Origin of the sequence: Arthrobacter sp. P2b (assembly GCF_900168295.1) — a bacterium.
GTDB lineage: Bacteria > Actinomycetota > Actinomycetes > Actinomycetales > Micrococcaceae > Arthrobacter.
Window position 1 is genome coordinate 76,310 of record NZ_FVZL01000003.1, and the last position, 20,262, is coordinate 96,571.

At 65.9% G+C, this 20,262-nt stretch carries 16 protein-coding genes; 3 read left to right on the forward strand and 13 right to left on the reverse strand.

Going from position 1 to position 20,262, the window contains the following annotated elements:
* Positions 1 to 24 precede the first annotated feature (24 nt).
* The 6 genes from B5520_RS07615 to B5520_RS07640 form a co-directional block, all read right to left on the reverse strand.
* Complete coding sequence (locus B5520_RS07615) at positions 25 to 1,359, reverse strand: ABC transporter substrate-binding protein (RefSeq protein WP_079596480.1); 1,335 nt, start codon at positions 1,357 to 1,359, stop codon at positions 25 to 27.
* 43 nt (positions 1,360 to 1,402) lie between these two features.
* On the reverse strand, positions 1,403 to 2,836 hold the full coding sequence (locus tag B5520_RS07620) for a GH32 C-terminal domain-containing protein (protein ID WP_079596481.1): 1,434 nt from the start codon (positions 2,834 to 2,836) through the stop codon (positions 1,403 to 1,405).
* A gap of 311 nt (positions 2,837 to 3,147) precedes the next feature.
* Positions 3,148 to 3,795, reverse strand: coding sequence for a LysE family translocator (locus tag B5520_RS07625; protein WP_079596482.1), 648 nt, complete (start codon positions 3,793 to 3,795; stop codon positions 3,148 to 3,150).
* Positions 3,792 to 4,190, reverse strand: coding sequence for a DUF7793 family protein (locus B5520_RS07630; protein ID WP_079596483.1), 399 nt, complete (start codon positions 4,188 to 4,190; stop codon positions 3,792 to 3,794). The genes B5520_RS07625 and B5520_RS07630 overlap by 4 nt, the downstream gene beginning before the upstream one ends.
* Before the next feature lie 230 nt (positions 4,191 to 4,420).
* Positions 4,421 to 6,478, reverse strand: coding sequence for a matrixin family metalloprotease (locus tag B5520_RS07635; RefSeq protein ID WP_079596484.1), 2,058 nt, complete (start codon positions 6,476 to 6,478; stop codon positions 4,421 to 4,423).
* Complete coding sequence (locus tag B5520_RS07640; RefSeq protein WP_079596485.1) at positions 6,471 to 6,854, reverse strand: hypothetical protein; 384 nt, start codon at positions 6,852 to 6,854, stop codon at positions 6,471 to 6,473. Before B5520_RS07640 ends, B5520_RS07635 begins: the two co-directional genes overlap by 8 nt.
* Positions 6,855 to 7,053: 199 nt before the next feature.
* Between B5520_RS07640 and B5520_RS07645 the strand changes: the two genes are divergently transcribed.
* Positions 7,054 to 8,301 (forward strand): cation:proton antiporter, encoded by a 1,248-nt coding sequence (locus B5520_RS07645; RefSeq protein WP_079596486.1) that lies wholly within the window; start codon positions 7,054 to 7,056, stop codon positions 8,299 to 8,301.
* A gap of 63 nt (positions 8,302 to 8,364) precedes the next feature.
* On the opposite strand, the gene B5520_RS07650 is transcribed toward B5520_RS07645, so the two are convergent.
* From B5520_RS07650 to B5520_RS07670, 5 genes are all read right to left on the reverse strand, one after another.
* Entirely contained in the window at positions 8,365 to 9,738 is a 1,374-nt protein-coding gene (locus tag B5520_RS07650; protein WP_079596487.1) for an MFS transporter, read from the reverse strand.
* A 38-nt stretch (positions 9,739 to 9,776) separates the two neighbouring features.
* Entirely contained in the window at positions 9,777 to 11,252 is a 1,476-nt protein-coding gene (locus B5520_RS07655) for an NAD-dependent succinate-semialdehyde dehydrogenase (RefSeq protein WP_079596488.1), read from the reverse strand.
* 20 nt (positions 11,253 to 11,272) lie between these two features.
* Positions 11,273 to 12,523, reverse strand: coding sequence for an iron-containing alcohol dehydrogenase (locus B5520_RS07660; protein ID WP_079596489.1), 1,251 nt, complete (start codon positions 12,521 to 12,523; stop codon positions 11,273 to 11,275).
* A 164-nt stretch (positions 12,524 to 12,687) separates the two neighbouring features.
* Positions 12,688 to 14,655, reverse strand: coding sequence for a helix-turn-helix domain-containing protein (locus B5520_RS07665; protein ID WP_176156815.1), 1,968 nt, complete (start codon positions 14,653 to 14,655; stop codon positions 12,688 to 12,690).
* 93 nt (positions 14,656 to 14,748) lie between these two features.
* Positions 14,749 to 16,269: a SulP family inorganic anion transporter gene (locus tag B5520_RS07670; RefSeq protein ID WP_079596491.1), complete on the reverse strand. Its 1,521-nt coding sequence runs from the start codon at positions 16,267 to 16,269 to the stop codon at positions 14,749 to 14,751.
* A 176-nt stretch (positions 16,270 to 16,445) separates the two neighbouring features.
* On the opposite strand from B5520_RS07670, the gene B5520_RS07675 reads away from it, so the two are divergent.
* A complete protein-coding gene (locus tag B5520_RS07675) occupies positions 16,446 to 16,847 on the forward strand; it encodes a VOC family protein (protein ID WP_079596492.1) in 402 nt (133 codons plus the stop codon).
* Between the two features lie 133 nt (positions 16,848 to 16,980).
* Positions 16,981 to 17,307, forward strand: a complete 327-nt coding sequence (locus B5520_RS07680) for a hypothetical protein (protein WP_079596493.1) — start codon at positions 16,981 to 16,983, stop codon at positions 17,305 to 17,307.
* A 22-nt stretch (positions 17,308 to 17,329) separates the two neighbouring features.
* Here the strand turns inward: B5520_RS07680 and B5520_RS07685 are convergent, their stop codons facing one another.
* Both B5520_RS07685 and B5520_RS07690 read right to left on the reverse strand, forming a co-directional pair.
* Positions 17,330 to 18,073 (reverse strand): SDR family oxidoreductase, encoded by a 744-nt coding sequence (locus B5520_RS07685; protein WP_079596494.1) that lies wholly within the window; start codon positions 18,071 to 18,073, stop codon positions 17,330 to 17,332.
* A 408-nt stretch (positions 18,074 to 18,481) separates the two neighbouring features.
* Positions 18,482 to 20,164 (reverse strand): sensor histidine kinase, encoded by a 1,683-nt coding sequence (locus B5520_RS07690; RefSeq protein ID WP_254865517.1) that lies wholly within the window; start codon positions 20,162 to 20,164, stop codon positions 18,482 to 18,484.
* Positions 20,165 to 20,262 lie beyond the last annotated feature (98 nt).

The window sequence follows — 20,262 nt, forward strand, 5'->3', positions numbered from 1 at the left end:
CGCGGTTGCTTGAAGAAGCTGTGCTTACTTGAAGAACTTGGGGGCGTTCTGGGCGATGGCGTTGTCCATGGTGCTGGTGAACTGCTCGGGCGTGATGTTGCCCTGGACCAGGAGGACCAGCTCCTGCTGCAGCCGGCCGTTGGTGGTGGGGTCAAGCTGGGTGTCCCACGGCATGGCCTGTTTGGATCCGAGGTTGTCGGCCTGGTCAAGGGCTTTTTGGTACAGGGGAGTGGCGTTAGCGGGGATGGCGGTTTCGACGTCGGTGGTGGGGGAGAGCGCACCGGTGGCGGCGTATTCGGCCGGGTACTTGTCCAGGGCGAACTTCAGGAAGTCGCTCACCAGGGGGTCATAGGTTTTGGCGTTCACTGCCATGCCGATGCCGGAGGGGGAGACGAACTCGTTGGCCGCCGTCACGGACCCTTCCGTGGTGGGAAGCGTGAAGAAGTCGATGTCATCCCGGACGTCGGGGTTCAGCTTGTCCGTGGCAAGGCTGGGCAGCTCCCAGGTTCCGATGTTGTACATCGCGGCCTGGCCGGAGGTGAACTGGTTCTGCGCATCGGAGTAGCCCTGGGCGGAGAACCCTTCCTGGAAGCACTTGGCCTTGCCGAGCTCCGCCAGCCATGTGACGGTCTTTTGGCCTGCCGGGTCGGCGAACTTCGCTTCGCCCTTCTTCAGCTTCTGGACGAAGTCCGGCCCGGCTTCGCGGAACGGCTGGTACGCCACATAACGTTCCAGCGGCCACTGGTCCTGGCCGTCGATGGCGATGGGGGTGATGCCTGCGTTCCGCAGGGCGGTGCACATGGCGGGAATGTCATCGAGGGACGTGGGTACCGCAACCCCGGCCTTTTCCAGCAGTGCCTTGTTGTACCAGATGAATTCCAGCTCGAACTGGAACGGGATCATGTAGAGGGACCCGTCGTCGAACCGCTGGTAGTCCAGTGCGCCGGGGCGGTAGTCGTCGTAGACGTCCAGGGTCTTCAGCAGCTTCTCGGCGTCCACCATCTTGCCCTGCTTGGCCAGCTGCTGGGCGAAGGGCGTGGCGTCGGTATCGAACAGCTCGGGAAGCTTGTTGGCCGCGGCCAGGGTTTCGAGCTTCTGGATATAGGAGGGCCGGTCCGGGGTGGTGATCAGGTTCAGTTCGAAGCCCGGGTGGTCCTTGGCGTAGTCGTCAGCGATCTTTTTCATGATGTTGATGACGGCGCCATCTGCCGGGCGGGAGAGCAGCCACGAGATTTCGCGGGGCTTGATCTCCCCGGTGGGGCTGACGTTGGAGGGGTCGGTGGAGCTTCCGCCGCCACAGGCGGTCAGGGCCAGGGCGGCAACAGCTGCGGCTGCGGCAGCGCGGAACGCGTTTTTCATTGCGGCAATCTTCCTTGATTGGAACGGAGGGAAACGGGAATATTCAGTTGTCGGTGCGCTTGCGTACTTCAAGGTCTGCGGTGGCGGATCCTTCACCGGCGAACACGCCGATCCGCCCCGCCGCCAGGTCGTAAATCCGGGTGCTCAGGGCCACCTGCCGATCCACGACGGCGACGCACAGGTCCCCGTCCACCACGACTTCCAGGGTGTGCTTTCCAGGGCGGAGGTCGCAGGGGCGTTCGAGTTCAATGGCGAACGGGACGTCGCCGGAGACGTGCCATTGGGCGTCACCGGTAATGGTGCGCGGCCACCGGTCGAACACCAGGCGCCCGCGCTTCGGTTCCAGCCGGAGGACGTAGGAGTGGTCCCCGTCGGGGGATGACCGCAGCAGCAGTCCGCATTCGGTGGTGCCCGGTTCGATGTCCAGCACCGCCTTCGCATAGAACTGCGCGGGGAGGTCCTCGTTGGAGACCGCGGCGGCGTAGCCGTCGGGTGCCTCCAGCCGGGCAGGGAGTGCCCGGTCGAAGCTCACGGGGACCTCGTCCCAGAAGCTGTCCACCAGTTCGTCCGCGAAGCCGAACCCGAGGGTCCCGTCGGCGTTCTGCCGCGCCTCCAGGATGGACATGGTGCCCGCCCACTGCCAGGCGCCGCCGTCGTGCTTTCCTTCCTTAGTGGCGATCCATCCGAAGAAGAAGCGACGCCCGTCCCGCTCTGCGGTCTTTGACGCGTAGAAGGCGCGCCCGTCGATGGAGTCCTGGTCCGGTACCGTCCACGGGCCGTCGGGGCTCTTGGCCATGCGGTACCGCGTGGTGAACGTTTCGGAGAACTCGGAGTAGACCATGTACCACCAGTCGCCCCAGGCGAACACATCCGGGCATTCGTGGGTGATGTACCGGCGGGGGTCCCAGAACGGGTCCGTGTACTGCCAGGTGATCAGGTCAGTGGAGACGCACTGGGCGATGACGCCGCGGCGCCGTTCGGGTCCCGCGGAGTGCCGGGCCGCGATGAGCATCCGCCACTGGCCGGCGGCCTCGTCCCGAAAAACGAAGGGGTCCCGCCAGTCCCCGGACTCGTAGCCGCCGGGTGCGCCGAAGGTGTGCCCCGGGTGCTTGACCCAGGTGCGCATTCCGTCAGAGCTGGTGGCGTGCATGACCAGTTGCAGCGGCAGCCCGTCCGGTCCCAGGTTGTTCGGATTGTGCCCGGTGTAGAAGAGGTGGTGGAGGCCGGCTTCGTCAACGACGACGCTGCCCGTGTAGGCGTTGAAGTCCAGGTCGGTCCCGGTTCCGTGGGGGAGGGCGACCCCGTGGTCCTGGAACTGGATGAGGTCCTTTGTGGTGACCAGGTTCCATGACGTTCCCGGTTTCGGGTCGGAACGGATCTCGTGAAGGTAATAGAGCCAGAACTCCCCGTCCTTCTGGAAGGGGATGAGGTCTCCCACCCATCCATCGGCGGGCTGGAAGAAGATTGGGTAGCTCATCGGCGTTGATGTCCATTTCTGCTAAAGCGTTTGATCACTCACAGGCTAGACCCATCGCTTCTAGCTGATCAAGCGTTTTAGCAAAATTTCTTTCAACCGCTTCTGTCGATCGGGCCTGGCATCAGCGGGTGCCTGATAAAGCGCTTGACCAGCAGGCCGAAACCACATTATCTTCTGCCTAAGCGATTTACCACGAGGAAGAGGTCGCGCGGAACCAATGACGAAATGACCGTTCTGCGCTGACTGCGGTGACGCCTACGACGGCGGCGCGTGCCGCCGTCGTACGTGTTGCCTGAGGTGCCCCGCCGGAACTAGTGGGCTGGTTCGAGGGCGAGCTTGAGGCCGAAGCCCACCAGGACTGTTCCCGTGATGCTGTCGATGATGCGGATGCTGCGGGCTCCCTTGAGCCAGCGGGCGGCGTACCCGGTGCCGAAGATCAGCAGGGTGAACCAGGCCATGGCCAGCAGGCAGTGGACACCCGCCAGCAGGATGCCCACCAGCAGGGGCGACACCCCGGCGGGAATGAACTGCGGGATGGTGGCGATGTAAAACACGCCGACCTTGGGATTGAGCAGGTTGGTTCCGGTCCCCGTCAGCCAGCCCTGGACAAGGTTGTCCCGGCCTTCCGCGGCGGCCATTGTCCCACCCGCGGCGGGCACCCCGGTCTTCCGCAGTCTTTTCCAGAGCAGGGACAGTCCCAGCCACACCATGTAGGCCGCACCGGCGATGGTCAGCATGCGGTAGGCGAACTCCGACGCTGCCAGGAGCGCCGATACGCCCACGGCCGCCGCGACGCCCCAGATTATCGCTCCCGTGCTGATGCCCGCCGCGGTGGCGAAGGCGTAGCGGCGTGACTTGGCGATGGACGAGCGCAGGACAAGGGCGGTGTCCAGGCCGGGAACCACCGTGAGGAGTCCGGCAACCAGGGCAAAGGAAAGGAGGGCCTGAAGAAGGGTCACTCGTCAAGGATAGGGGTGGGGGAGTCCCCTTGGCGGAGCCAGTCCAGGGCGCCGTCGCGGGACGTGAAGAAGCGGGTAGGACACGGCATCGTCTGCCGTTCAATGGTGAAGTTGGCAATGATGCGGTCCACCGGGCTGGAGCCCAGCAAGGCAATCCGGGACGCGGCACACGGGATCTGGAAGGCAGACTTGGCCTGGCGGGTCACGGCTTTTGTGGTCCCCATGTCCACCAGCATCGGGTATTCGGACCCGTCGCAGATTTCGTTGAGCGTGGCCATGCCCGCGTGCACGTCGTCGCTGTCCAGAACGATGCCCGGCCTCCACGAAAGGTGGATAATTCCGTCGGCACCGAGTTCTATCGTGCCCTTGCCACCCTCAATAACGATTGGTTCCATTTTTCTGCTCCCCCAAGAAACTGATCAGCCACGTTTAGCGGCATGCCTCAAACTACCGCACAGAGCTGCCTGCCGGACCAGGTGATCAGGAGGAATCAGCTGGAGCTTTGTGGCGTCCTGCCCCAGCGGGCCGTACGTCCCCTTCAAACACCAACGCGGGGTCACTCCCTGCCCTCTTTCCGGGCGTTTATGGGGCCGGGAGTGACCCCGCGTTGTTTGTAGCAACCGGGTCAGACCGTGGCGGCCATGCCCGCCGGCATCTTGCTCAACGCTGTTTCCTTGGACGCCTTGTCGCGGACGCCCGCGGACTCCTCTTTCGAGGCGTCCATGGCACCCAGGGGCATCGCCGGTTGATGGCCGTTAGTGGTCACGCTTTCGCCCATTGCGCCGAGCGGCATTTCGACTGTCTGCGGGAGCGCGCCGCCGGTCGGCATGTCCCCGCCCTTCTCCTCCGACGTCGTGGTGGCGCCGGCGGAACCGGTGGGCTCTTCCGTCAGGAACGGCCTGGTCTGCCACATGTGCCATAGGGCGTTGTCGGTGCCGCGGACGAACACCTCCATGCGGCCGTCGGCGTTGCTGCCCACGGTGATGTTGGAGGTGAGCAGGCCGCCCAGGGAGTGCCAGCCGGACCATCCGCTGTTAGGAGCGGTTTGCCACATGTGCCACAGGGCGTTGTCGGTGCCCCGGACAAAGGCCTCAAGGCGGCCGCTCGCGTTCCTGCCCACCGCAATGTCGGACGTGAGCAGGCCCCCCAGCGACTGCCAGCCGGACCATCCGCTGTTGGGTGCTGTCTGCCACTTGTGCCAGAGGGCGTTGTCCGTGCCCCGGACGAAGACCTCGAGGCGGCCGTTGGCGTTGCTGCCGACGGCGATGTTGGAGGTGAGGATGCCGCCCAGGGACTGCCAGCCGGCCCAGTTGCCGTTGGGTGCCGTTTGCCACCTGTGCCAGAGGGCATTGTCGGTGCCGCGGGCGAATACTTCGAGGCGGCCGTCGGCATTCTTGCCCACCGCGATCTCTGAGGTGATCACGCCGCCCAGGGACTGCCAGCCGGCCCAGTTGCCGTTCGGGGCGGTCTGCCAGCGATGCCACACGGCGCCGTCGGTGCCCCGGGCGAAGACCTCGAGGCGGCCATCCGCGTTGCGCCCCGTGGCAGGCGGTCCGGTGATCACGCCGCCCAGGGAGTTCCAGCCGGACCAGTTCCCGTTGGGTGTGGTCTGCCACTTGTGCCACAGGGCGTTGTCCGTGCCCCTGGCGAAGATCTCCAGCCGGCCGTCCAAGTTAGTGGCGACGGCGATCTCGGTGGTGATGACCCCGCCCAGCGAAGCCCAGCCTGCCCAGTTCCCGTTGGGTGTGGTCTGCCACCGGTGCCACACAGCCCCGTCGGTGCCCCGGGCAAAAGCCTCAAGCCGGCCGTCCTTGTTGTTGCCGACGGCGATGTCCGAGGTGATGGTGCCGCCCAGGGAATTCCAGCCGGACCAGGCCTGCGGCGCGGCCGGGTACAGCGACCGGAAGCCGTCAATGTCATCCTGAGTGAGTGCACGTTTAGTGAAGTTGGCTGCCACAGTGGGCGCCATGACGGCGTTCGCAACGCTGGAGTGCGCGAGGCCCACGATATGGCCGAACTCGTGCAGTGCAACCGTTTCGATATCAAAGGCGCTGGCCACAGCACCCACGCTCCACACGTGCTCGCTGTCGTCGAAGTGCACCGGCTTGGGCAGCGTGTTGGTGACCACGCTGCAGCCCGGCGGGAAATCGGCGTGGGCCAGGACGCCGCCCACCATCGAATGGTCCGGGTCCGCTGCAGGGCGCCAGCCGATCCGGATGTCCGGACTGGACCCGACGGCAACCTCCGTGAACGTCAATCCGCCCACGTTCTGCCAGGTCTGGATGGCACGCCTGATGGCGTCGAACTCGGCGGTGCCGGCCACATCGTTGGTGCCGGTGTCAAAGGCATACGTCAGCGTCCGGTCGGCCCATGCGCACTGTGTGGAGAAGGCGAGGTCCCCGGCCCGCATGTCCGGGAGACCGCAGCGCGCCTGCATCATGGCTTCCCGGGTGGCGTCGTCGAAGACGCCGGTGACCGGCAGGTGGAAAAACTCCTGGAAATTCCGGAGGGCCCCTGCTGTGGGGTCATCCAGGAGGCCGATTTCCCTGGAGGTGGATTCTGCCAGGTAACCGAACCGCTCGAGGTACGTTTGCACCTTGCTGAAGCCCGGGCTGCGCTCACCCGGGGAGGTGTTTTCCACCGCGGCCAGATACGGGGCGGCGCGGTATTGCTCTTCAGTCATTGGACTCTCCTTGATCAGTTCGAATGCTTCGCAGGATCTGCAGTGCCACGTCCCGTTCCGCGCCGGCGGGCAGATGGACGACGGCGGTGGCGCGGCCGGGGATATTCATGGCAACGGTGCGGATTCCCTCTTCCTCGAACAGGACGAAATCCGCGGTGTGGCTGCCCACCGTTTCCCGCCAATGCTCATAGCCTGGCTTGTCCGTATAGCGGGTAAGGGTGTCAGCGAAGGGGCTGGCATCGACGGTCAATCGCATGCCGGCGCCCTCAAGGACGGCAGCGCTGCCGTCGATGCTGCGCTCACCTGAGGGTGCAAGCTGGTCCGGGACGTCCAAAGCCACACCGGCCACCCGCAGGGAAGCCCACGGCGGTCCCATAACGCCCTCCTCATGTGCGGGGGAACCCAGGAATGAGTTGATCACACGCGCGTTACTGTGCCGTTACCGTCCCAAGAGGCCGGCGGACCAGGGAAACCGGGGCAAGGCCGGGGGTTGGCTGTTCTAGCGCCAACCCAGCGGCGGCGGTAGCTTTGGAGTACTTTTCCTCGAAGCAGCCGAGGTGCCGGAGGTACCGCCGATGCAGGGCTTGTCCACGTCATTGGTTCTGATCGCCCTGCTTGCTATCGCAGCGCCCCTTGCGGCGCGCTTCCTGGACCGGGTGGTCAAGGTACCGATTGTGGTCTTCGAGATTGTCCTCGGCATCATGCTAGGTCCCAGCCTGTTGGGGTGGATCCAGCCCACGGAGTTCATCGACACGCTGGCGCAGTTCGGGCTGGCCATGCTCTTCTTCGTGGCCGGCAATGAGATTGATTTCGCCGTGATCCGGGGAAGGCCGGTCAACCGTGCCGCCGCCGGCTGGGTCATCTCGTTGGCGGCAGGCATCGGCGCGGGGTTTGTCCTGGGCCCGTCACCGGCTGCTGCCGTGATCATCGGCGTCGCGCTGTGCTCCACGGCGCTCGGCGCGCTGCTGCCGATCCTCCGCGACGCCGGCGAATTGAGATCCCCGATGGGCATCGCGGTCACGGCACTGGGTGCGGCGGGGGAGTTTGGCCCCCTGGTGGCGATCTCGCTGTTCTTCAGCGGCAGGGAGCTGGGGCCGGCCACGGCCGTGCTGCTCGGGTTTGTCCTCCTGACCGGCCTGGCGATCTTCCTCGCCTCCCGGGCACGGCATACGCTGCTCCACTCCCAGGTCACCCGGACCCTGCACACCAGCGGCCAGTTCGCCGTCCGCTCCATCATGTTCATCCTGACCGTGCTGGTGGTGCTGAGCATGGTGGTGGGACTGGACATGCTGCTGGGTGCCTTCGCCGCCGGCGTCCTCTGGAAGGTGGCCATCGCCAGGGCCCCCGAACAGGACCGGCACGTCATCGAGACCAAGATCGACGCGGTCGCCTTCGGGTTCCTGGTGCCCATTTTCTTCATCGACACGGGCATCGACTTCGACCTGCGCGCCCTCACCGCCAGCCCGGCCGCCCTGGCGCTGATCCCGCTGTTCCTGCTCCTCCTGCTGGTGGTCCGCGGCCTGCCGTCGCTTCTGGCAGTCCCGCCCAAGTCCACGCCCGCGGACAAGCGGGCCATCGTCCTGTTCGGGGCAACAGGGCTGCCGATCATCGTGGCGGTGACCGCCATCGGCCGGAACGAGGGTCTGATTTCCAGCGGGATCGCGTCGGCACTCGTAGGGGCAGGAATGCTCTCTGTGCTGCTGTTTCCGCTGCTCGCACTACGCCAGCAGCACCGCAAGCCGTCGGCACGCCTCCGCGGACCAAAGAACTCCCGGCGGAAGGTGGCCCGGGTTGATGCCCCGGTGAAGCACGTCAGTGAATGACGGTTAACGGGACGTACGACGGCGGGCCGTGCCGCCGTCGTACGTCCCTCTTTAAGGGGGGTGTTACTTGGTGCTGATGCCTTGCTCGGCGATCCGTGCGTTGTTGTCGTCCAGTTCCTGGGCGGCGGTGATGCGCCGGTCCAGCTTTCCGAGGGTTTCCGGTGCCAGCAGTGTGGCCCCAACGGTGATGACGCCGATCACGCTGAAGTAGAGGATCACCCAGCCGGGCTCGCCGTTTCCGGCGTTCAGGAGCGCCACGGCAACCAGCGGAGCGACGCCGCCGGCAAGAACCGAGCCGAACTGGTAGCCCATGGAGGCACCGCTGTAGCGCAGCTTGGTGGAGAACAGCTCAGAGAAGAAGGCAGCCTGGGGGCCGTACATGGAGTTGTGGAAGACGGCGAGCCCGATGATGATGGCCAGTGTTGCCAGCAGGGCGCTGCCGGTGTCGGTCATCACGAAGTAGAGCGGGAAGAACAGGAGTCCGCCGATCGAGCCGAACAGGTAGAGCGGCTTGCGGCCGATTTTGTCCGAGAGGATGGCCCAGAGCGGGACGGCGAAGACTCCGATGGCAGAGGCGATCAGGACGGACAGGGTTCCCTGGTTGGCACGATCGGGTCCGAACGTCCTCATGATGTAGACCACCGAGAACGTTGTGTACAGGTAGAAGGCGGAGTTTTCTGCCAGACGCATGCCCACAACAAGCCAGATTCCCTTGGTTTCCTTCTTCATTGCTTCGCCCAGCGGCTTCTTGGACGTCTGCTTGGTGGCAACAAGGTCCTTGAAGTCGTCGGAGTCCTCGAGCTTGGCGCGGACCACCAGGCCGATGACGATCAGGACCACGCTGAGCAGGAACGGCACCCGCCACGCCCACGCATCAAAGACCTCCGCGGGCACGGAAGACTTGACGATCAGGACGCTGGCGTTGGCGAGCAGCATGCCTGCCGGGACGCCCATCTGGGTGAAGCTGCCGAAGAAGCCGCTGCGCCCCGGTGGGGCGTGTTCGATGGAGATGACGGCTGCGCCGGCCCATTCCGCTCCGGCGCCGAAGCCCTGGAGCAGGCGCAGCACAGTCAGCAGGATGGGAGCCCAGACACCGATCTGGGCGTAGGTGGGCAGCAGCCCCATCGCCAGGGTGGCGAAGCCCATGATGAGCAGGGACAGCACGAGCATGGGCTTGCGGCCGATTTTGTCGCCGAAGTGGCCGGCGAACATGCCGCCGAAGGGACGGGCGACGAAGCCGACGGCGTAGGTGACGAACGCAAGGAGGAGCCCAGTCGCCGGGTCCTGTTCGGGGAAGTAGAGCCGGCTGAACACGCCGGTGGCGGCGAGCAGGCCGAAGATGTAGTAGTCGTACCACTCAATGGTGGTGCCGGCGAAGCTGGCCAGCGGTACGCGCCAGGCCGCCTTGGGCTTGGCTGTGGTGTTGGAGATCGTCATTGGTCTTTTCTTTCGGAGGGAAACGAAGGGAGCAGCGGCTACCAGTCGAGCGCGATGTATTTGGTTTCGGTGAAGTCCAGCAGGCCCTGATGGGCCCCTTCGCGGCCAAGGCCGCTCTGCTTGACGCCCCCAAAGGGTGCTGCGGGGTCGGAAACCAGGCCGCGGTTCAGGGCCACCATGCCGCTCTCGATGCGCTCGCAGACCCTCAGTCCGCGGCGGAGGTCCTCCGTGAACACGTAGGCGGCGAGACCGTACTCGGAATCGTTGGCGGCGGTGATGGCTTCGTCCTCGGTGTCGAAGGGGATGACCGAGGCTACCGGCCCGAAGATTTCCTCACTGACCATGCGGGCCTGGAGCGGCACGTTGGTGACGACAGTGGGCGGGTAGTAGTACCCGGCCCCGTCCACGGCCTTGCCGCCGGCAAGGAGCCGTGCTCCCTGGCTGACCGCGTCGCGGACCAGCGAATCGACTTTGCGGACGCTGGCCTCATCCACCAGCGGCCCCACCTCGGTATCGGCGTCGGTACCCGGACCCACGCGCAGTGCGCTCATCCGTTCGGCCAGCCGGCGGGCGAACTCGTCGTGGATGCCGCGCTGGACGTAGATGCGGTTGGCGGCGGTGCAGGCCTGGCCGCCGTTGCGCATCTTGGCGACCATGGCGCCCTCGATGGCCAGGTCGAGGTCCGCGTCATCGAAGACGAGGAACGGGGCGTTGCCGCCAAGTTCCATGGAGCACTTAAGGACATTGTCGGCCGCCTGGTGCAGCAGGTGGCGCCCGACGCCGGTGGAGCCGGTGAAGGACAGCTTGCGGACCCGGGGGTCGGCGAGGATCGGGGTCATGACCTCGCTTGTCTTGCTCGTGGTGATGACGTTGACCACGCCGGCGGGGGTTCCGGCGTCGAGCATCAGCTGGGCGATCGCGAGGGCGGTCAGCGGCGTGAGCGTGGCCGGCTTGAGCACGGCCGTGCAGCCGGCGGCCAGCGCGGGTGCCAGCTTTCGGGTGGCCATTGCCGCCGGGAAGTTCCACGGAGTGATCAGCACGCAGACGCCGATGGGCGGGTGCTGGACAAGGATCCGGTTCGAGCCCGACGGCGAGACGGACACATCCCCGATGATGCGGACCGCTTCCTCCGAGTACCAGCGGAAGAATTCGGCGGCATAGGCCACTTCGCCGCGGGCATCTGCAAGGGCCTTGCCGTTCTCGAGGGAGATGAGGTGGGCGAGCTGCTCGCTGCGCTCGGTCATCAGTTCGAAGCAGCGGCGCAGGATCTCGGCGCGGCGGCGCGGGGGAGTTGCCGCCCATTCGGGGAAGGCTGCTGCCGCGGCGTCCACGGCTGCGAGGCCGTCTTCGACGTCGGCGTCGGCGATGCCGGTGATGATGGAGGCATCGGAGGGGTTGATCACCTCGACGAGGCCACCGCCGGCCGCGTGCTGCCAGTTGCCGGCGATCAGCAGCTCGCGGGGCACCGTCAGGCCGTCAATGTCGAGGGGTTCGAGGGTGGAAAGAAGTGTCATGTGGAAGTCCTTGGTGCTGGTCAGCGGATGGTGCGGTCGCCGGTAAAGGCGGCGTGGACGATGGAGGTTACGGCTTCGAGGTCGAGGGGCACAGGGTTGTTGTCGATGAGCCGCTTGGAGTTCAGAGACAGCTTGGCCACCTGTGCGAGGTCGCTTTCCTGCAGGCCGAGGTCCTTCAGGGTGGGGGGCAGCTCGATCGCGGCGATGACTTCATCGATGGCCTCCACGCCTGCAACGGCGGCGGCGCGCGGGTCCAGGCCCTTGGTGTCGCGGCCCAGGGCTTCGGCAATCTGCGCCAGCTGCGGCTGGATGGCCTGGAAGTTGTGGCGGACAACGTAGGGGAGCAGCAGGCCGACGCCGACGCCGTGGGGAGTGTGGGTCAGTGCCCCCACCGGGTACTGGATGGCGTGTGCGGCAGCGGTTCCGGCATTGCTCAGGACGACGCCGCCGTAGAGTGCCGCGAGCATCATTCCGGCGCGGGCCTCGATGTTTTCCGGGTCCTTGTAGGCAGTGACGAGGCTGCGGCCCACCAGTCCAATGCCGTTCAGGGCAATGGAATCGGTCAGGATGTTCTTGCCGACGAAGACCCGCTCAGCGGCGAGCTCGGGGGTGGGTTCCCGGGTGATGGCGGTGAAGGACTCCACCAGGTGGACCAGGGTGTCAGCGCCGGTGGCGGCCGTCAGGGGCGCGGGGCAGGAGTAGGTGAGTTCGGGATCGCAGACGGCGGCGAACGGGATGATGTGCGGACTCGAGATGCCCATCTTCATGCCCAGGTCAGGGTCGGAGACGACGGCGATGGCCGTCGCTTCGGAACCGGTGCCCGCTGTGGTGGGCAGGGCGATAACCGGCTTGGTGGGCCCGGGAACGGCAAATTCGCCGTAGTAGTCGCTGGGCTTGCCGCCATGGGTGAGCAGTACGGACACAACCTTGGCCATGTCCATGCAGCTGCCGCCGCCAAAGCCGATGATGACGTCGATCTCCTGGCCTTTGAGCTCCTCAACGCAGGCCAGGATGCCTGGCGTGGGCAGCTCGGCCTGGGTGTCTCCGTAGACCGTTACGGTCAGGTGCCGGTCCTCGAGGCTGCGGACCAGGGCCTTGAGCTCGTCCGAGGCGGCCAGCCGCGGATCGGTGCAGATGAGGATATTGGTGCCGAATTCGGCTGCGATGCCGGCAATTGCGAAACGCTGCCCGGCGCCGACGACGACGCTCCGGGGCAGGCGCAGGACGCCGAAAGTTGCGGGACGGATGCCCGCTGCATGCGCACACGACATTGTGAATGACTCCTAAAGATGGGGTTGGCGGGCTGCCTGACAGGTGCCGCAGAAACCAGCATTCCAGAGCCGCGTGATGGTCACCATGTAGATGTGCGCCACACAAAAAGCGCGCTTATGTGCGCGGGCGCCATGTGTGTCCCGGTGGAGGGCAGAACAGCTGGTCAGGCGCCGGACGTGACCCCGGACGTCTTCATCCTCCAGAGACGCAGCGCCACCTGGACGTCGAGGGAACGGCTTCCCCGGCGCCACGTGGCACCGATCAGGGCGTCTATCCGGTCCAGCCGCTGCCGGAGGGTGTTGGCGTGGATGTGGAGCGCGTCGGCCGTCTCCTGCATGGCGCCGCCTTTTTCCTGGAACATCCATGCTGTGAGGACCAGCTGTGTTCCCCGCCGCTCGTCGTAGCTAAGGAGCTGGCCCAGCTGTGCTGTCAGCAGTTGTCCGGCGAAGGGGCTGTCCATGGCTCCGAGCAACATTCCTGCGGTGCCCAGGGCGGCGCGGTCCGCTGCCTCGCCGTCACGCGAGAGGGCCTGAAGTGCCCGCAGCACGGTGTGGGCCTCGGTGTGCGCCGCCGACAGGCCTGCAAAGCCGGTGACCGGTTCCGATGTCCCCACGCTGGCAGTGATGCGGCGCCGCTTGAGCTCTTCGACGATGGACCGGCCGTTGTCCCCGGCGCCGCCGGTTCCATCAGCTCGTCCGGTGCGCCGTTCGAAGGGTTCGATGATGCACAGGTGCGACTCGTGCAGGGCAATGATTCCAGGGGTGCCCTCTGCCCGGAGCCTCAGCACGGACAGCGCCCGCTGGCGCTGGTCGTCAGCGACCCCCACCACGCGCACCACCAGCTGAAGGTGGTTTGCGAGGCCGAACTGCCCGGCCCTGCGTGACAGCGCCTCGGCATGTTCCGACCGCGGGCTGAGCAGGTCGTCGATGAGTTCGAGCTGCAGCCGGTACTGCGCGTCCTGGAAGGTGCGCTCGAAGAGCAGGGACACGCTGAGCACCAGGGCGCTGCGCTCCAGGACAGCAAGACGGGCCGGGCTGAGTTGCTCTCCGACGATGAGGGAGGCGAGGTGCTGGTCTCCCGCGACCGCGGACATCACCGTGTATTTCCTGCCCGTGACCTCGAACTGCACTGCCGAGCTCGTCGCCACCGATTCCTCAGCCGCGCCCAGGGCCGGAAGACTGGTGAAGTCACTGTCCGCCGCGATTCCCGCCAGCGGCTCGCCCATGGGGGAGACCAGGAAAACAGGGGCGCCCAGCGATTCGGCCAGCAGGGTGAGCAGGTGCGGGAGGCTGCCGGTGGAGGCAAGGGTCTCCATGAGCCGCCGGTCAAGGGATGAAAGCTCTTCCAGGTCCCGGACATGGGCCAGGTTCTGCTGCTGTGCCTGGTCCAGCCGGGCGAGGGCATGGGCCATTTCACTGAAGTAGCGGGCGTTCTCCAGTGCGACGGCGGCGTGCGTGCCGATGGATTCCATCAGGGCGACGTCGTCGCTGCTGAACTGGTGCGGGTGCCTGTCGGCCACCAGCAGCGCGCCGATGACTTTCCCTTCGGCGCGCAGCGGAACACCCATGATGGCCCGGACACCCTCCGCGGCAACGGCCCTGTCGCTGGACTCCAGGTGGGATTTGGTTTCGTCCAGGAGATAGTCCGCGCTTTGAGCCGGTGCCTCACCGGTGGCCACGGCGCCCAGCACGCCTTCGCCAAGCGGCATGCGGATGTTGCGGAACAGCGCTGTGGTTGCACCGTCGGTCACGCGGACGTAGGACTCGCCGCTGTCGTAGTCGTTCAGGCTCAGGTAGGCAATGTCGCTGCCGATCAGTGACCTGGTGCGCCGGACGATGGCTTTGAGGACCGCCTCGACGTCGCGTATGCCGGTGAGGTCGGTGGCTGTGTCGTAGAGGACGCGCAGCAGGCCCTCCCGGCGGCTCGCCTCCCACAGCCGGGCATTCAGCCGGCGTGCGGCCGCGGCGGTGGACTGGTCGATGGCTCCGTCGTCCAGCCAGGCGGACAGTGTTGTCTCGAGCTCGGCCGCGGAAATACCGCTGTCCAGCATGGCCATAAGCTGGCCCGCGCTCCTGGCGCCGGCTGACGGTCCTCCTCCGGCGTGGATGGCAGAACTGTCATCGTCGCGCATGAACATAATGCTAGCCGCGGCAACCGCGCAGGAAAGCGGACGACGGCGGCCGCGTGCCGCCGTCGTCCGTCCCGCCTTAGTGGCTTGTTGCCTTTAGTTCCCTGCGCCCAGCTTGCCGGCGAGGCGTTCGCGCATGAGCATGCTGGCGTCGTTGAGGCCGATGATCCTGACCTCTTTGCCGTGGTGGCGGTACTTCTCGGTGATGGCGTCCAGGGCGGCGACGGTGGAGGCGTCCCAGAGGTGGGAGGCGTGCATGTCGATGACCACGCGCTCCGGGTCAAGGGCGTATTCGAACTGGGTGAAGAGGTCATTGGAGGAGGCGAAGAACAGCTCGCCGTTCACCGTATAAGTGGCGGTCTCCTGGCCCTCGATGTCCTTGACGGTCCGCTCGACGGTGACGAAGTGCGCCACGCGGCGTGCGAACAGCACCATGGCCACCAGCACGCCGGCGCCGACTCCGATGGCGAGGTTGTGCGTGGCCACCACCGCGATGACCGTGGCCACCATGACCGTGGTTTCGCTTTTGGGCATCATCTTCAGGGTCCGGGGGTGGATGCTGTGCCAGTCGAACGTGGCCCAGCAGACGAAGATCATCACGGCCACCAGTGCGGCCATCGGGATCACCGAGACCACCCCGCCGAGGGCCACCACCAGGATCAGCAGGAAGACGCCGGCCAGGAACGTGGAGATGCGGGTGCGGGCACCCGAGGCCTTGACGTTGATCATGGTCTGGCCGATCATCGCGCAGCCGCCCATGCCGCCGGTGAAGCCGGTGACGATGTTGGCCACGCCCTGGCCCCATGCCTCGCGGGTCTTCGAGGAGCGGGTGTCCGTGACGTCGTCCACCAGCTTGGCGGTCATCAGGGATTCCAGGAGCCCGACGAAGGCCATGGCCAGCGCGTACGGGAAGATGACCTGCAGCGTCTCGAGGGTGATCGGGACGTTGGGGATGAACAGGGACGGCAGGGATTCAGGCAGGTCGCCCTTGTCCCCGACGGTGGGGACCGTGATGGACGCGAACACCGTAATGAGCGTCAGGACGACGATGGCGACCAGCGGGGCCGGGACCGCTGTGGTCAGCCTGGGCAGCCCGAAGACGATGAGCAGAGCAAGGGCGGTGAGAGGGTAGACCATCCACGGGACGCCCAGGAGTTCGGGGACCTGGGCCATGAAGACCAGGATGGCCAGGGCGTTGACGAAGCCCACCATCACCGAGCGGGGGATGAAGCGCATCAGCTTCGCGACTCCGGCAAGTCCCAGGATGACCTGGAAGATCCCGGCCAGGATGACGGTGGCCACCAAGTAGTCCACGCCGTGGGTCTTCACGAGCGGGGCGATCACCAGGGCCACGGCGCCGGTGGCCGCGGAGATCATGGCCGGGCGGCCGCCCACAACAGCGATTGTCACGGCCATGGTGAAGGACGCGAAGAGGCCCAGCCGGGGGTCCACTCCGGCGATGACCGAGAACGCGATGGCTTCCGGGATCAGGGCTAGGGCGACGACGAGGCCACCCAGGACCTCGGTCTTCAGCCTCCTGGGGGACCTGAGTGTTTCCCGCACCGACTGGAGCTGTTCGGGCGTAGAGGCAGGGGCATTCCCGGCGGTGGCGGCCATTGCTGGCTCCGTTCGTGGTCTGGAGGACGCACGGCAGCGCCCTCGCACTGTTCGAAGAAATCGTCTGTTCGAAGATTGAAGGGGCGCGGCACCGCGCCGGGGCGGCCCGTGTGGTGCGCCGCTCCCGGTCAATTCTACGTGGCCGGAACGGGCCCTTTGCGGGGTACTGTGGCCGGATGGAGATGCGCCTTGAAGTAGTGCAGGTACCGGTGGCTGACGTGGACAGGGCCAAGGCCTTCTATACGGAGAAGCTGGGTTTCGTGCTTGACCACGACGTGGAGCATATTCCAGGAATGCGGGTGGTGCAGCTGACCCCGCCGGGCTCGGCGGCGTCGATCGTCATCGGGACGGGCATGACCTCCATGGTGCCGGGCAGCCTCGAGGGGCTGCAGCTGGTTGTTCCGGACATGGACGCCACGCGGACTGAACTCCTGGCCAGGGGTGCAGGCATCAGCGAGGTCCAGGACATGGGCGGCGTGCTCTTCGCCTACTTCTCGGACCCGGACGGCAACCGCTGGGTCATCCAGGGCGCGATTCCTCCCGGCATCAGGGATGCGCATCTGCAGGACCAGGCCTAAGCGGCTCTGCCGCGGAGCAAAATTGCCTGTATCTTGAGCAAACCGCGCTGACCTGTGGCAGCGGCATGGCTATGGTGAATTTACGGGTTCAAGCATCCGGACCGTTCGAAAACTGCATCGGGAGCAGCTCCCCATGCCACAGCGCAAAGCAACGCGAATCTGGCTCACCGCCGCCCTGGTTACCGCGGTCGTGCTGGGCGCAGTCTACTACACCCAGTCCACGTTCATTGCCAGCGGCGACCTCAGCGATGCCTGCCTCGCCGCCGGCCAGGAACTGGACCTGAACTACCGGCTCCGGCATCCGCGCGACGGCAGTGCCGTCTTCCCGCTCCACAACAGATGCAATGCCATATCGGACCTCGTCCCGGACTGGGTGAACCCCACGCTGAGCCTGATCGCCGCCATGCTCTCCCTGGCCCTGGTGGGCCTGCTGTTCAGCCGGATCCGGAGGCACGCCTAATTTCTTGGCGTGCAGGGCCCTTTTAGGCGGCGCCTTCCAGCCACTCCAGGAACGTCTGGCGTCCGATGGCGGCACCCTCCGCCGGGACCAGCGCGCCATGGCGCATGGCTTTTCCCATGGGTCCCGGGAACGGGACCTCGACGATCCTCTTGCGCCGGCCCGTCTTATCCAGATAAGCGCGGACCAGGCGGGCGAGCTCCTCGGTGCGGGGGCCGCCCAGGTCGGCGATGCGTCCCTGCGGCCCCGCCTCGGCTGCCGCAACCAGGGCTTCCGCCACCTCGCTGGCCGCCACGGGCTGGGTGAACATTTTGGGAACCAGCACCACCGGGCCTACGGAGGCGACGTCCACCGTCAGCGGTACAAACTCATGGAACTGGGTACAGCGCAGGAGGGTCCAGGGCACGTCCCCGTGCCGCACCGCGTCCTCCTGCGCCAGCTTCCCGGCGTACAGGCCGGACGTCGCATGGTCGATTCCCACGATCGAGAGTGCCAGGTGGTGCCCTACACCGGCCTTCTTTTCCGCGGCGAGCAGGTTCTGGGTGCTGTTGGTGAAGTAGTCCACGTTCTTCTTGGTGGACATGGACTTGATGCCCGACACGTCGATGACCGTGTCCACGCCCTGGAGGGCCTGCTCCAGGCCCTTTCCGGTCACCAGGTCAATGCCCTCGGAGCGGCTCAGGCTCACCACCTCATGGCCGCGCGCGCTGGCCTGCTCCACGACATAGCGGCCAACGGTTCCGGTTCCCCCTGCAACGGCAATCCTCATACAAGAAATCCTAGGACTCTTCCCGGCCGGTGCTGGGACGTCGCTTGGGTTGATGGCGCCGATGAAAGCAGCAACATATTTCTGATAAACGCTGTTGTGGTGTTTGTTGGCAACCTTATGGCGACTTTCGGGGCTGCTTGGCGGTGCCGGCTTCGTGACACCGCCAAGCGCTGAGACCATCGGTTGCCCGACTCAAGGCCTGTGGACTGCTGGGCCCAATTCCCAGGTGCACCCCCATGCGCTCCACGCCTTTCACCAACTACTGTGCATGCCGTAGCTCAAGGACCTCGGCACGTTCGCTCAAGAAGCCCTCAAGAGTTCCTCAAATCCTGCCCGCGGAAGGCGCCGGTGGTAACGGTGCAGCCAAAAGTCCGTGCCGCCGTCGGACGCTGGCACCTCTTGCGCCTCCTACGCGGGGCTGTACGGCAGGGAAAGGGTGACCGTGGTTCCCTTCCCGGGTGCGGTGTTGATGCTGATGGACCCGCCATGGCCCTCAACGATGGTCTTGCTGATGGGCAGTCCCAGGCCGGCTCCGGGGATGGCCGTGTCCCGTGACCGGTCGGAGCGGAAGAACTTTGAAAAGGCGTGTGCGGCCTCATCCTCGGTCATGCCGATGCCGGGGTCGGTGATCGAGCAAACGAGGCCCTGGCCGTTGCTTCGGAGACTGGCGGTGACTGTTCCGCCCTCCGGGGAGTACTTGATGGCGTTGGACAGCAGGTGCTTGAACACGTGGCGGATCCGGCCCGGATCCACCCTTGCAATGAGCGGCTGGCCGGCCTCCATCACCAGGCGGAGCCCCGAGCTGGCCGCCCGCGGCCGCAGGGATTCCACCACTTGAGCCAGCAGGTGGGTGATGTCAGCCTCCTGCACGGAGAGTTCCACGCGGTCGGATGCGACGGCGATCAGATCGTTCACGAGCGCCAGCAGATGCTTCGCGTTCCTGTGGATGATGAGCAGCTCCGGCTCAATTTCCTTGTGGTCCGGCTCGTCAAGCACGATTTCCAGGTAACCGAGGATGGAGGTCAGCGGGGTGCGCAGCTCGTGTGAAACCGTGGCCACGAAGTTGTCCTTGGCTTTCAGCGCGTTAATGAGTTGAGTGACGTCCGCAAAGGTAACCACGGCGCCCGTACACACGCCTTCCGCTGAACGAATGGGGGAGGCGCTCACGGAATAGGCGCGCTGGTCATTGCCGCTGCCGGCGTAATACAACTCGTCATTGAACTCTTCGCCCTTTGCCGCCCTGATATTCGGCAGGCGTTCCGTGGGGGCTTCGCTTGTGCGGTCGGGGAGGAACAGCGGCCGCCGCCCTGTTGCCAGTCCGGCCAAGGCAGGATCCACCTCCAGGGCCTTGTTCGTGAGCACGCCGCGTCCGTCCTGATCGATAACCCAGACACCGACGTTGATCGAGGACAGGACCGCATCGAGGAGCTGCTGGCGGCGGATGCTTTCGGCCAACGTGTCTGCCAGCTCCCGGTCCTTTTGGGTCAGCGTCTGATGCTGGTTGATAAGGGCGCGCGCCACGAAGTGGGCGGTGAGGGCGACGCCGGCCATGATCAGCGGAAGGAAGATGATGCGGATGGCGGAATCCTGCGCGTCGTCCCGGCCCATGGCGAATGCCGGAACGGTGGCGCTCAGCAGCACGCCGAGGATCGCCAGCAGCACGCCGGGACGCCCGCGATTAACGGAAAGCCGGATCACAGGAAAGACCAGGAGCAGGCTCAGGACACTGAATTCCGGGCCGCCGGCCTGCCGGGTGAACCCGATGGCCACGCAGTCAAGGACGGGAACTACTGAGAAGACGGCGGACGGCAGGCGATGCCACGGAACAATGGCGGCCAGTGCGAACAGTAAGGCGTGGCCTGCCACGGCTGCCTGGAAGGCAGGGTCCTGCAACGTTGCCGGGCTGAACACCCCGGCTGCTGCCACCAAAAGGACCAGCATGATGGCCAGCGGTAGCTGCCCGGCCGCGGCCTGCCACCGGCCGCCACCAGTGCCCAACAGGGGTTCAGCCGCTCCTGCCCACGAACCCCCGGCTGTTTGCCCCAGTCGCTGCCGCCACTCGAAGACAGTCCCGCCTTTAATATCCTGCATCCGACTCATCTGTTCCCCCCGGCACAGACTAAAATAGACAGCCTCCGGCTACTTGAAGTGCTGCTGCCCACAGCCTACCTGCCGGCGTCCGGCCAAAA

What these genes read in the sequence shown, in the direction of transcription:
- B5520_RS07615 (WP_079596480.1), bottom strand. Translation starts at nt 1,359, where the DNA reads ATGAAAAACGCGTTCCGCGCTGCCGCAGCCGCAGCTGTTGCCGCCCTG.
- B5520_RS07620 (WP_079596481.1), bottom strand. Translation starts at nt 2,836, where the DNA reads ATGAGCTACCCAATCTTCTTCCAGCCCGCCGATGGATGGGTGGGAGAC.
- B5520_RS07630 (WP_079596483.1), bottom strand. Translation starts at nt 4,190, where the DNA reads ATGGAACCAATCGTTATTGAGGGTGGCAAGGGCACGATAGAACTCGGT.
- B5520_RS07635 (WP_079596484.1), bottom strand. Translation starts at nt 6,478, where the DNA reads ATGACTGAAGAGCAATACCGCGCCGCCCCGTATCTGGCCGCGGTGGAA.
- B5520_RS07640 (WP_079596485.1), bottom strand. Translation starts at nt 6,854, where the DNA reads ATGGGACCGCCGTGGGCTTCCCTGCGGGTGGCCGGTGTGGCTTTGGAC.
- B5520_RS07645 (WP_079596486.1), top strand. Translation starts at nt 7,054, where the DNA reads ATGCAGGGCTTGTCCACGTCATTGGTTCTGATCGCCCTGCTTGCTATC.
- B5520_RS07650 (WP_079596487.1), bottom strand. Translation starts at nt 9,738, where the DNA reads ATGACGATCTCCAACACCACAGCCAAGCCCAAGGCGGCCTGGCGCGTA.
- B5520_RS07655 (WP_079596488.1), bottom strand. Translation starts at nt 11,252, where the DNA reads ATGACACTTCTTTCCACCCTCGAACCCCTCGACATTGACGGCCTGACG.
- B5520_RS07660 (WP_079596489.1), bottom strand. Translation starts at nt 12,523, where the DNA reads ATGTCGTGTGCGCATGCAGCGGGCATCCGTCCCGCAACTTTCGGCGTC.
- B5520_RS07665 (WP_176156815.1), bottom strand. Translation starts at nt 14,655, where the DNA reads ATGCGCGACGATGACAGTTCTGCCATCCACGCCGGAGGAGGACCGTCA.
- B5520_RS07670 (WP_079596491.1), bottom strand. Translation starts at nt 16,269, where the DNA reads ATGGCCGCCACCGCCGGGAATGCCCCTGCCTCTACGCCCGAACAGCTC.
- B5520_RS07675 (WP_079596492.1), top strand. Translation starts at nt 16,446, where the DNA reads ATGGAGATGCGCCTTGAAGTAGTGCAGGTACCGGTGGCTGACGTGGAC.
- B5520_RS07680 (WP_079596493.1), top strand. Translation starts at nt 16,981, where the DNA reads ATGCCACAGCGCAAAGCAACGCGAATCTGGCTCACCGCCGCCCTGGTT.
- B5520_RS07685 (WP_079596494.1), bottom strand. Translation starts at nt 18,073, where the DNA reads ATGAGGATTGCCGTTGCAGGGGGAACCGGAACCGTTGGCCGCTATGTC.
- B5520_RS07690 (WP_254865517.1), bottom strand. Translation starts at nt 20,164, where the DNA reads ATGCAGGATATTAAAGGCGGGACTGTCTTCGAGTGGCGGCAGCGACTG.